Raw genomic sequence first — 11,201 nt, 5'->3', positions numbered from 1 at the left:
GCTTCAAATTCCGGAACCGTGGTCATCACAGAATTGTAGCCCTTGCCCTGGGCTGTGTCTAGAAATGTCCTTCCTGGGTCTTCTACCAGAATATGAAAGAATATATGGGTAATCTGGTAAATGTCCTGTTCCACCAGAGTTTTCTTTACAGCCTCAATATCAGAAAGTTTTTCCCCAATCCTCGGATCTTCCTTATCAGCCCCGTTTCCTACAAGCAGCTCCACAGCCCTGTCATAGTCATACTGGGAAACGGCTCTATCCACCTGGGCCAGCAGTTCATCCGTCTTGTCAAATAAGGATAGTGAAGCTTTCTCACCAGGAGATGACGAAGCTTCCTTGCCAGAAGCCGAAGCTGACTCTGCGGCAGATGCCGTGGTCGATATTTCCCTATCACCCAGAAGTATTCTCATTTTAAACAACAGACCGCCTGTAGCCAGCAGGCAGACGCAAATTATAGCCAGGCAGAGGTATCGGTTCTTACCTCTTCTTAGGCCTATCCTTCTCTGTAGTCTCCCTCTAACTGTTCTTTTAATATACAAATCCCTGCCGCAATATTTTCCTACTGTTCCGTACTGCTTTTTTCTCTTTTGCAATTTCATATAATTATTTTCATCTCAGAATTCTCTTTCCTACAAACACTAATATCAAAACCAATACTCCCACTAGCACAATCGTGCCGCCCGGCTTCAATCCCAGGTAGTACGCAGCGAACAAGCCTGTAATCATAAACAGAATATCCAGAACCACCGCCAAAATAAGCGTCTGACGGTAACTCGTTCCAAACTGCATGGCGCAGGCCACGGGAACCACCATCATGGATGAGACGATGAGAGCCCCCACCGTCCTTGCAGCGACAGAAACTGTCACCGCGATTAAAACAGTAAACAGAAAGTTCACTGTCTTTACGGGCACCCCGGCCAGCCTGGCGCTTTGTTCGTCCAGAGACACATAAAACAGTTCTTTGTACATAAGCAGAAACATAAGCAGAACCGCCATGCTGACGGCGATTACCAGATACAACTCCCCGTTACTGATTGCCACAATACTTCCAAACAGGAAGCTGTTGAAATTGGCTGCATTTTTAATAAATCCTGACAAAACGCCCGCCAGGCCAATCCCGGCAGACATAATGATAGCAATGGACATTTCCGAAAATCTGGGAATCTTCCTGCGTATCGCCTCAATCCCAATAGCGGCAACCACGCAGGCAGCCGCAGCGGTCAAGACAGGATTCAGCCCCAGGAGCAGCCCGGCCGCCACCCCAGCCAGCGAGGTATGGGACAGGGCGTCCCCAATCATGGACAGACGCTTACATACAATCACTAGCCCGATACACGGGATAATGGCCGCCAGAAGAATGCCCACAATAAAGGCCCGCTGCATGAACGCATATTCAAAGATTTCCATGCTCTCCCTCCTCTCTGCCTGGCTGGACCAATTTCATCTTCTCATCTTCTAAAAGCCAGATATCGTCTGCATAAGCCATGAGCCGTTTCCGATCATGAGTTACAATCCAGATGGTCACCCCCTGCTCCCGGTTAATCTGATACAGCAGCCGGTAAAATAAAGTAGTACTGTCTTCGTCCATACCGGAAGTGGGTTCATCCAGCAGCAAAAGCCGCGGGGCGTTTATCAGCGCCCTTGCCAGCAGGACCCTCTGTTGCTGCCCTCCGGATAGTCGGCCAATCAGCCGTTTTGCAAAATCTCCCATACCGACTTGATGCAGCACACGGCGAACCTGCTCCTTCTCCCTTTTTCCGGCAAACCGGAACTTTCCAATTTGGGTGTATAGACCTGCTTGGACAAACTCCTCTACGGAAGCGGGAAAATTCTGACAGGATGCCATACCGTTTTGGGAAACGTAGCTGATATTCTTCCAGTCTTTAAACTGCCGAATCTCCTGCCCCAGAAGTTCAATCTTACCTGTTTGTCCATTTAGCGGAAGTTCCCCCAGCATGAGCTTTATCAGGGTGCTTTTTCCTGCCCCGTTTGGTCCCAATAGAACCGCAAATCGGCCCTCGGGAACAGTAAAATTGATATTCTTTAATATCTGGGTATTTCCATAGGAAAAATCCAGTCCTTTCACTGCAATGACAGCCATCATCAGTACTCCTGTTCCTGTTTTTATTCAAGTGCAGCTTTCAGCTGCTTTAAGTTATCCTCCATCACAGAGAAATAATCTGCGCCATTTTTTAGTTCCTCATCGCTTAATCCTTCTAGTGGATTTAACACCCGGGTCTGGGCTCCTGTTTCCGCCGCAATTGTCTCGGCCACCTTCGGGCTTACCAGTTCTTCAAAGAAAATAACTTTGACGTGATTGGCCTTTACAAAGTCAATGATCTCCGCCATTCTTGCCGGGTCCGGTTCCGAATCAGGAGACAATCCCTCGATGCCCATCTGAGTCAGTCCATAGGCATCGCAGAGATAACCGAACGCTTCATGAGACACTACAATGCTCTTATTAGGCAGGGCAGACAACGTATCTTTATATTCCTGATCCAATTTATCAAACTCGGCTGTATAGGTCTGATAATTTTTTTCATAGTAATCTTTGTTTTCCGGGTCTGCCTTAACGTAAGCATTCTTAATGTTTTCCATTTCTTTCTTTGCGTTCACAGGGCTGAGCCATACATGGGGATCAAACTGGCCGTGGTCATGGCCATGTTCTTCTTCCTCTGTGTGTTCCTCCGCTCCCTTATGTTCTTCCTCATCATGAATGTGTCCTGATCTGAGTGTAACTCCGGCGGAAGCTTCCACCGATACCAACTTCTTTGTTTCCAAGCTAGCAAGCACATCCTCCACCCAATGCTCCATACCCCCGCCGCTGTAGACAAAAAGAGCCGCTTCCTCCAAATTCTTAATATCGGCTGCGGCCGGTTCCCAGTCATGGGGCTCTGTGCCGGCCGGAACCATATTGGTCACCTCCGCTTTATCACCGCCGATTTTGACAGCAAAATCATACATAGGATAAAAGCTGGCCATTACCTTCAGCTTCTGTCCGTCCGTATCCTTTGATTCAATCCCAGCATCGGTGTTCTCTGCCTCCATTGACGCCTCGCCCATACTCTTATCTCCACCTGCCACAGCGGTGGTTGAAGCCTGGTCTGTATCAGAAGCCCCTGGTGCAGCGGTGGTACCTGAGCACCCTGAAAGCATAGCAACAGAAACCATTGCTGTCACAGCCAGTGTGCAGAATGTAGAATTTAATTTTTTATTCATAATAATCATCCTCCTGAAATGTGTTTTTTTACAGTAATAGCAGGTATACAAGCACACAAAAAACAAGGCGTGTTCCCAGTCCAAACGTATCTCCGCCAAACCGTGTATCCTGATACACAGAGTACACCATTCCAGAGGATAACGGTTATATGGATAGAAAACAGCCTTGTTGAAAGAAAGTTTTAATTATCTAATCGGATTTTTAAGCTGACCAAAGAAACCGGGCACAGATAGAGTCCAGTCTGGTAAGATGATAAGAGTTTTTGAGTAATGATATATGCAAAGATGACGATGGCTCCTGTTCCTGCTACTTCTGTTATCAAGCGGATAGTAGCAGCGCATTCCTGAAGCTCCGCGCAGACAGGACAATCCTCACCTGTACACTCATGTTCTATATGTGTGACAATAAAAAAGCCAGAGAGAAGCAACACAGCGGTTACAAGAAACGCTGTCACGAACGCAAAGATTCTTTTATGCTTATCTAAATAATCCACTTCATCTCCTCCTTTTTCTTTTATCCTGAACGGATGTTATCTTATTCCACTATCAGTTTTTAACCTATGGACTCTCCATTGCCTAAAGCCAATGATCTTCCTGTTTCATAAGCCTCGCAACCTGCCATCTCCTCAGGCTTCAAAACGTCAATCGTTTATTCTATGATATAGGTCCCCCTCCATTATCGTTATTCTACAATCATTCAGAATTTTGTTAGAATACAATGACACAGAATGTGTTTGCAGCATCCTCAATAATCCCAAGTAAGAGACAGCTGATAAACGGTAGCTTTACCACAAACCCGTCCTATCTCGCATTACTAAAAGAAACTAATTTTTGGGGGACTAATAGCTATTTTGCTTGTAGCATTGACAAAGTTTTGTCAGTATCCATGCAAAAATACATTACGTAACAAGACTTTCGTACGAAAGGCCATTTTGCCATCACAGATCAATCTTTAGGACAGACCTCTTAATTTTTACAGCATTCACAATAGCCATACAAGATTGTGTGTTTCTGATCCAATTCGAAGCCATGTTCCTTATAAATATGTTCCAGAAAATCTGCCATTTTAGAACATTCAAGTGGAATAAGACGACCGCATCCCATACATACCAATTTCCCCAACTTGTTCCAATCTTCTTCACCCGCAAAACAATAACGTACTTTGGTACCATCCTCCATCGGAAGCTTCATCATCTTTCCATCATCGACCATGCGTTCCAATACCCGGTATACCGTTGTCTGTCCAACGACCACTCCCTTCTCCCTAAGACAGTCCATGAACTGGCTCACTGTGAGAAAACGCAATTTTTGTTTTTTCAGACACTCTAATATGAGATCTTGTTGCTTCGTCTTGTATCTGCCTCGTTCTGTCATATAAGCGCTCCCCAATTTGAAATTGATTTTTATTTTTATATTATAGACATTTTCAGAATAATGTCAAGATGTCAATTTAATTTATAGCTACCCAGCATCCTCTCAAAAAATCACACAACATTGTGACTATGCTAATTCCAGACAACGCATCGTCCCCCAGTTCCCCTTCCCTCAGGTAAAGGATTGTGTTCACTGGTTCTTTCGGCTCCAGTACTATTACCATCACGTCAAGGGCCGCTTACCTACCTTTTTTCGTCATCAGCCCGTCCTCTGTCCTTGCCAAGACTAACTGCTTTGTATGTATGGATATAAAATTGTCAAACTGGAAATTATCACTCTATAATTTTATATCCAGCTTTACTGAGCGTTTTTATTGCCTTTTAATAATTTTCTTTTTTTATCAAAATATAGTTTGTATTGTAAGTAGATACAGCAAAAATCGAAACGTCATTATCTGCCAAATTGCTGGCGATTTTAGACAGTACCCCAATTAACAAAAAATCTAAAACACCTTGAATACGAAAAGCTTTCCAACCGTCCTCACGCTGAATTACATTTGGTGGGACTTCGTTTGTGATACATACAAGAGATTTTTCTTCATCAGTTTTTCCAATGAAACTATACTCAGAACCTAAATTTACAAACGAATAATCTTCTACTTGGCATACGGAAAATTCTTGATGTACCTTTCTTATTTCCACGATATTACCTCCCTCAAATCTAATTTATAGTGTATCAACATATTGCTTTGCTTGTACTAAATCCATAGAAGTCACTTCTCTCACTTTTTTTACAGCTTCTACATACTTACCACTATTTTTAAGATGAAGGATATATTCTTTATCCTCTTCTGATATATAATATGTTGCTAATTGTTTATTTCCTGTCTGTTTTCACAAAGTATCAATCTGTTTTTGCTGAGATTTTACCTGCTTTTTCAACTCATCAATTTCAATAAAAAGTAAAACTCCACAAATTATCATCACAACTATAATTCCATATTCCACCAAATATCCCTCCGTAAATGTAATTTATCGCTTTCTTCATATCCATATTATAACAATCCAATATATCTGCCACAATAAAAATCAGCATGTCTCTCAATATTTTTCTGTCTTAAAAAAATGCATATAGAAATTCTTACTTCTCTCATCACGGTTTTAGATGAAAATATTAAAAAACAGAGCCGATAAGCTGGGCTGTTCAGGCTTTGGATGCGATTCCAGGAATCGGGAGGCAAAGTGTGGAACGCATTCTGGCAGAAACAGGGTGGAAATGGAACACTTCCAAAATGAATTGCGTTTTAGTTCATGGGCAGGGCTTGTGCCAGAATGTAAAGAAATCGCCAGTAAAAAGATGAGTAGCCAAATATGAAAAGGAAATAGATATTTGAAAGCATGTTTAGTAGAATGCGCCCGTGCTGGAATAAGGAATAAGCAAAGCTATTTTTATTCACGATGCCAACGAATTGCAGCGCGCAGAGGAGGGAAACGAGTACTGACAGCTATTGCGCACAGCATGCTAACAGCCATCTATCATATGCTAAAAGAGAAAGTTCGATACTGCGATTTAGGAGCAGATTATTATACTGTTATCAATCAAGAGAATTTAATCAAGAGAAATCTTCGTTCGTTACAAAAGTTAGGGATAGATGTAATTATTCAGCCGAAATAACTTCTCCCTGCTTTTATTATTGGCAAGTGTTACGATTAAGCGATTTGAAAGCCACCAACATCAAAGAGTGTGCGGAAGCAAAATGTCCATGTTCTTTCATGGTCACGGTAGCCAGAAGTTGGGTGGTAGAAAATAAGGCCCAGAGCGATAGCGCGGGGCCGCAAATAGGCGGCCCTAACAAGCGGCTGGAAAGCATTTTACTGGCCTGTCAAAGCAGTAAAATTGTCAGTGTTATACACTGGCATTGCTTGCCGAAATGTGGTAAAATTATTTCACTCCATAAATTGCAAAAAGAAATACAAAGGAGTACATCCAGATGTTGGTTGATAGTAAGAAAATTTTGCGAAAAATCGAGGAACTGTTTCTGTTTTTTCTGCTGACCTCGTTTATCGGATGGGGATACGAGATTTTTTTAGAAGTTGTGATCTATCGGTGGGGATACTCCGACCGGGGGGTATTGACAGGGCCATACTGCCCAGTGTACGGCTTTGGTGCGATGGCTTTGTTGTTGTGCTTGTCCCGACTAATGAAAACACGTATCCTTGTCTGTAAAATTCCCATCACGCCAGTACTGGTTTTTGCTGGAATCGTGGGCATCACAACCGTGATTGAGTTGGCGGCCAGCTATGTGATGGAATGGACTGCCGGAAGCTGGATGTGGGATTATAATCGTTTTACGCCAAACTTTCAGGGGCGAATTGCATTGAATCCAAGTCTGCGATTTGGTGCGGGCGGAATGGTATTTCTCTATCTGCTTTATCCCTGCTTTCAACGCTGTGTGTCAAAGACTGCGGATCGAACCGTACACGTGCTCGCGCTGATTTTGGGTGGAGTTTTTCTGCTGGATTGTCTTTGCTACATACTGGTGTAAAAATGATGTATCCCAGCTAACCGTGAAAGAAAAATTTTAGAGCATGATATATTTGCGAGAGCAAGGTGCGTTCATGAGAATTGTTGACATACGCGGTATGACCAGTATGGAGCTTGTGCGGGGAGGAACCGGTGAATGGTACTGGGTAACGGATTATATTCACGGTGATCTCTATGAAGTAGAAGAACTGTTCCGGCAGGGACACCCAGTACTCAGTTAGAATGACTCGTAAACACTCTATTATAAATATTTTAATGGTCACTTCCCAGACACCCCTGAATGAACTGCGGTTTTAAATGGTCTTATTTTTTTCTGTTTTAATAAACTATCTCGCAATGGGATATTCCCTTCATGCGCCATAGTGACGCATACCATAGGACACCGGAAATGCAGAGTATCCCCTTGGTGTAATCCTATCATTTCAAAACGGTGTATAGTAAGCTACTTTTACCCCCCTTTCTTCTAAAGCGTTGTTCTGTTTTAATAAATCCAGCCTTTTCTAAATCTGCTACAGCCCGCTGGATCGTTCTCCTCGAAAGCTTCAGTTCTTCTGCGATGGTGCTCATGGCCGGATAACACTGGCTGTTTTTATCTGCTCGCTCTTTTAAATACATATACACCGAAATCGCACGGTGTGGTAATTCCTCTGAGTAAACAGAATCGTAATATCCCACATACCTCCCTCCTTAGTCTGTCCGAAGTGGTTGTCTGGTTCCCGAGACTGCCTGTCTGATTGGCATCGGTACATGCGCCAGACCTCCGCCTGAAATCCCCTCTATTTCCGGTGGTTCATAAAAGTTTGCCTCCTCATCCTCACAAAATTGTCTCCTAACAATCTCCTGCTCCAACTCCAGCCGGTCCGCATAAGACACTTGCCTTGCCACATGCTGTTCCACCTCATATTTTTCCTCAAATTCAATCCCCCATTTAAAAAATAAGCGTAGTTCTACTCGCATCGGGTGACAGCCGGTCTTCGCCAGGATAAAGTGTCCCTTGGGCAGTGACTTCAATTCATCCGGAGTCATGAGCGGACGCCCAACCATCTGCAGGCTTTGGCTGTGATCATTTTTCCCCCGGCTGATGGAGCCGGACAACACCGTTTTATTTCCCAATGCCTTTGACAGAATCTCAGCACTTTCCGAGTTGGGTGCAAACCCACCAAATAAAACGTCTTGACAGTTATCCACGATGATTTCACTTCCCTCTTTCCCATAGTTTTTCTGCAGCTGGGCAAAGCTTTGTATGATGGGTATCATACTGATCCGCCTGGATCGACCAGCTGAAAAAAGCATCTCCAGAGATTCAATCTTGGGAATGGTACCGAGCTCATCTCCAAAAATCACCGCACGATTCGGAAGTTTCCCTCCATGTTCATCTGCGATTGACAGCATTTCCCTGTAGATCTGCTGCAAAAACAGGCTTACCATAAAATACTTTGATAGCGATAGGTAACCCTTTGATACTATCTCCAGATTTTCCCCCGCTTCACACCGGACATGAGATTTTCACCTCATCCGGCGTTCCATCGCAAGAAAACTTCAATATGATTTACACATTTTCAAACTCTATTATCAAATCGTCCACAGTTCACAGAGCTTCCGCTGGTTGCTTACACGCCTGATTTGATAGCCCATCAACTACAACGCTTTTAACCATGTCGTAATAGTTTCTTTCAGGGTAGCGCGAATCAACCCATGTACTTCGGCGCATACGAGCGTCAAATGTGCATGGCTATCACCGCCAAACATAACAGACAGCTTATGGTGACAGTGAATTTCCTCCACTATCATTCGTTTACCTGTTACTGCACATTTCACCATTTGTCTGGAATAATGAAAGATTCGATCATCGTTATAATCAATACTCCAATTCAGAATAGAATTCCGCATAAGGTAACGCAAGATTTTTACATTGATATCAAACAAGTTCTGGTGAATTTCTTGTCTCCCTTGCAGTGTATACTTATTACTATTACTTCTCTTCCACATAAGTTTCCTGATAAGGTCGGTATCGCTCCATCTTCTCAAATCATTAATGGTTTTATCGCCTACTCTGGGTGTTCTACTACCCCTGTTTGTTTTCATATTTCTATATGCCAGTTTATATTTTCTCTGACTGAATTATCCCCTGTAAATCGGCGAATACTTTTCCCTTTTTTTGCTGACGGCATATAATTCGTTAAACACACCTTACACATCATAATATTCACTGTTTCGAAGCTTTTGGCGTTTGGGAGTTTTCAAGTTTGTCATGGTTAGAACCTCCAACATGGAGATTTCTTTTCTTAGTCATACTCGAGCCCATGACATGTTGTGTAATCTTTATTATTTAGTTTTCTTGCGACTAATGCCTATCCCTCCACGGCTTGTTATCACCGTTTCACTGGTACTGTGGCATCACTTTCAGCCAGATAAAAGCAAGTTATATTCATCGAATTTTCCTTTCTAACGCTTCTCTGCCTTGTGACAGGCTCCACGTTCTGACCTTACCACGTTCCGATATTCCTATCTTTCCATTCATGCCCTTAGGTGCCTCATCTAAGCCTGCAAACTACTCCGGTGCCTGTAACACCGTAGGGTATTTCATAACACCAAATTTTGACTCTACCCCGGCTTGCGTCTGCCATGCAGACCATAGCATTTCTGCTATGCGGAAGTTTAGACTCTTACAATCTGAGGTTCGTCAGTAGTCTTTTACACTACATACTCACCATAGGCATATTTTAGACCTCCGGCATATAGGCCACACCGTCCACCTCTGAACAGCTTTCCACAGCTCGACCTGTTTGGGTGACTCTCTGCCGACTTTTGCGGGCTTCAAACAGCAGGATTATCACAAAGTCCCACCTCTTGCCGCAGTATCAAGGGGGCGTTTCAGGGCGTTACACCATCATTCCACCTCTTGGAATATCAGTTCTTCAAGTTCGTATTTCAGAAACTCCTTTCAATTTTTCGTTTATTTGTCCTTGAGCCTAACCTTTTCAGTTAGAAACGTGTCGCACTGGTATCCTCCTCCGGAAGAACAATAAAAATGGCGGATTTAGAATTGCAAAAGGTCTCCGTATCCATCTCACTGTCAAAACACAGGATCTGCTCCATCTCCGAATCCAGAAATGCGTTTAATCGGGACATCGCCGTTGAAAGCACGGAAGACATAGCCTGATCCGCAGAGTTGAGCGCAGCGCCTGCAAACCATTTCGCCTTATGAGTTGGCGGCAACTTTTGCATTAATAGATGGAACTGATTCTTTCCCTTTACCGGAGATGGAGCCAGCAAGTCCTGGATCAGTTTGAATACGCTTATGATATGGCGCTGCTCTTTGGGACAGTATTCAGCAATCAACAGGATTACGCTGGTTAGCAGTCCCTCCGCCGCGTCATAGAAAAACGCATTCTGGCCATAGGAAGACGAATCTCCTCCACCGGAACTGATGATAGTTTTAGCTGTAATCTTCGCATACTTTTCTGCCTTTGCCTTGTTTGCCAAGTTTTCTGGATTCTCCAGGTATAAGTCCATGTATTTATTTACCATCCCAAGAATGTTATCTCCATCCGATCTGGTTGGATTTCTTAGATCCAAAATAGAGATATTGTACCCATAGTATTTCCTTGCGATATCCGCATAATTCCGATACAAATCTCCTTTTGTATCGGTACAGATGAAACTCATTCCGCTGGCGCAAGCATATTCGATACAAGGGTACAAAAAGTTGGCTGTTTTACCAACGCCCGCCGCTCCAATCATTAGCAGATGGATATCCCCTGAATCAATCAGTGCCGTCACTCCTCTCTGCGTAAACTTTGCGCCCACCACAAGTCCCTGTGTCTCCGGAAGGTTTTTCCCCTGCCTCCACAGCTTCGGTTCATATGGCACATATGCAAATGTCTTCCGGAGCTCTGCCTCGCTGGCAAACCGGGCTGTACCGTATTGTCCATCTCCTACGGTTTTAGATTTAATACCATTGAGTGAATAATGGTTTGCCACAAGCGGTATGACTCCAAACATGATAAGCATACCAATGCCGACACACACAAGTGGCACAAGTTGATTTTCTAACAAGTTAC

Annotated in this window: 9 protein-coding genes and 3 pseudogenes; 2 read left to right on the top strand and 10 right to left on the bottom strand. The window is 43.6% G+C overall.

Annotation, left to right across the window (positions count from 1 at the left end; translation table 11 throughout):
- From ACLTD4_RS19665 to ACLTD4_RS19635, 7 genes and pseudogenes are all read right to left on the bottom strand, one after another.
- A pseudogene (locus tag ACLTD4_RS19665) lies at window positions 1-599 on the bottom strand (polysaccharide deacetylase); the annotation flags it as partial.
- 10 nt (window positions 600-609) lie between these two features.
- Window positions 610-1,407 carry a metal ABC transporter permease gene (locus tag ACLTD4_RS19660; RefSeq protein WP_002565713.1) on the bottom strand — a complete coding sequence of 266 codons (798 nt, stop codon included), beginning with the start codon at window positions 1,405-1,407 and terminating at the stop codon, window positions 610-612.
- Complete coding sequence (locus tag ACLTD4_RS19655; RefSeq protein ID WP_412331489.1) at window positions 1,394-2,101, bottom strand: metal ABC transporter ATP-binding protein; 708 nt, start codon at window positions 2,099-2,101, stop codon at window positions 1,394-1,396. Before ACLTD4_RS19655 ends, ACLTD4_RS19660 begins: the two co-directional genes overlap by 14 nt.
- Window positions 2,102-2,124: 23 nt before the next feature.
- Window positions 2,125-3,219: a metal ABC transporter substrate-binding protein gene (locus ACLTD4_RS19650; RefSeq protein ID WP_002571365.1), complete on the bottom strand. Its 1,095-nt coding sequence runs from the start codon at window positions 3,217-3,219 to the stop codon at window positions 2,125-2,127.
- A gap of 182 nt (window positions 3,220-3,401) precedes the next feature.
- Window positions 3,402-3,713, bottom strand: a complete 312-nt coding sequence (locus ACLTD4_RS19645) for an AraC family transcriptional regulator (RefSeq protein ID WP_118077416.1) — start codon at window positions 3,711-3,713, stop codon at window positions 3,402-3,404.
- Between the two features lie 472 nt (window positions 3,714-4,185).
- Entirely contained in the window at window positions 4,186-4,593 is a 408-nt protein-coding gene (locus tag ACLTD4_RS19640) for a Fur family transcriptional regulator (protein WP_412331486.1), read from the bottom strand.
- A 380-nt stretch (window positions 4,594-4,973) separates the two neighbouring features.
- Window positions 4,974-5,294: an ACT domain-containing protein gene (locus tag ACLTD4_RS19635; RefSeq protein WP_118077418.1), complete on the bottom strand. Its 321-nt coding sequence runs from the start codon at window positions 5,292-5,294 to the stop codon at window positions 4,974-4,976.
- 1,289 nt (window positions 5,295-6,583) lie between these two features.
- On the opposite strand from ACLTD4_RS19635, the gene ACLTD4_RS19630 reads away from it, so the two are divergent.
- Together ACLTD4_RS19630 and ACLTD4_RS19625 are read left to right on the top strand one after the other, a co-directional pair.
- A complete protein-coding gene (locus ACLTD4_RS19630; protein WP_412331485.1) occupies window positions 6,584-7,138 on the top strand; it encodes a putative ABC transporter permease in 555 nt (184 codons plus the stop codon).
- 73 nt (window positions 7,139-7,211) lie between these two features.
- On the top strand, window positions 7,212-7,358 hold the full coding sequence (locus ACLTD4_RS19625; RefSeq protein WP_156703686.1) for a hypothetical protein: 147 nt from the start codon (window positions 7,212-7,214) through the stop codon (window positions 7,356-7,358).
- Between the two features lie 196 nt (window positions 7,359-7,554).
- Here ACLTD4_RS19625 and ACLTD4_RS19620 read toward each other — a convergent pair whose 3' ends face one another.
- The 3 genes and pseudogenes from ACLTD4_RS19620 to ACLTD4_RS19610 all read right to left on the bottom strand — a co-directional run.
- The gene (locus ACLTD4_RS19620) at window positions 7,555-7,812 is read right to left on the bottom strand and encodes a helix-turn-helix domain-containing protein (RefSeq protein ID WP_118077420.1); all 258 of its coding nucleotides are present in this window, start codon (window positions 7,810-7,812) and stop codon (window positions 7,555-7,557) included.
- A gap of 12 nt (window positions 7,813-7,824) precedes the next feature.
- Window positions 7,825-8,577: pseudogene (locus tag ACLTD4_RS19615) on the bottom strand (type IV secretory system conjugative DNA transfer family protein); the annotation flags it as partial.
- A gap of 1,560 nt (window positions 8,578-10,137) precedes the next feature.
- Window positions 10,138-11,151: pseudogene (locus tag ACLTD4_RS19610) on the bottom strand (type IV secretory system conjugative DNA transfer family protein); the annotation flags it as partial.
- Window positions 11,152-11,201: the final 50 nt, after the last annotated feature.

The sequence above is a fragment of the Hungatella sp. genome (assembly GCF_046966825.1).
The sequence above is the reverse complement of the archived record's forward strand: the minus strand, read 5'-3'. Positions and strand labels throughout refer to the sequence as shown.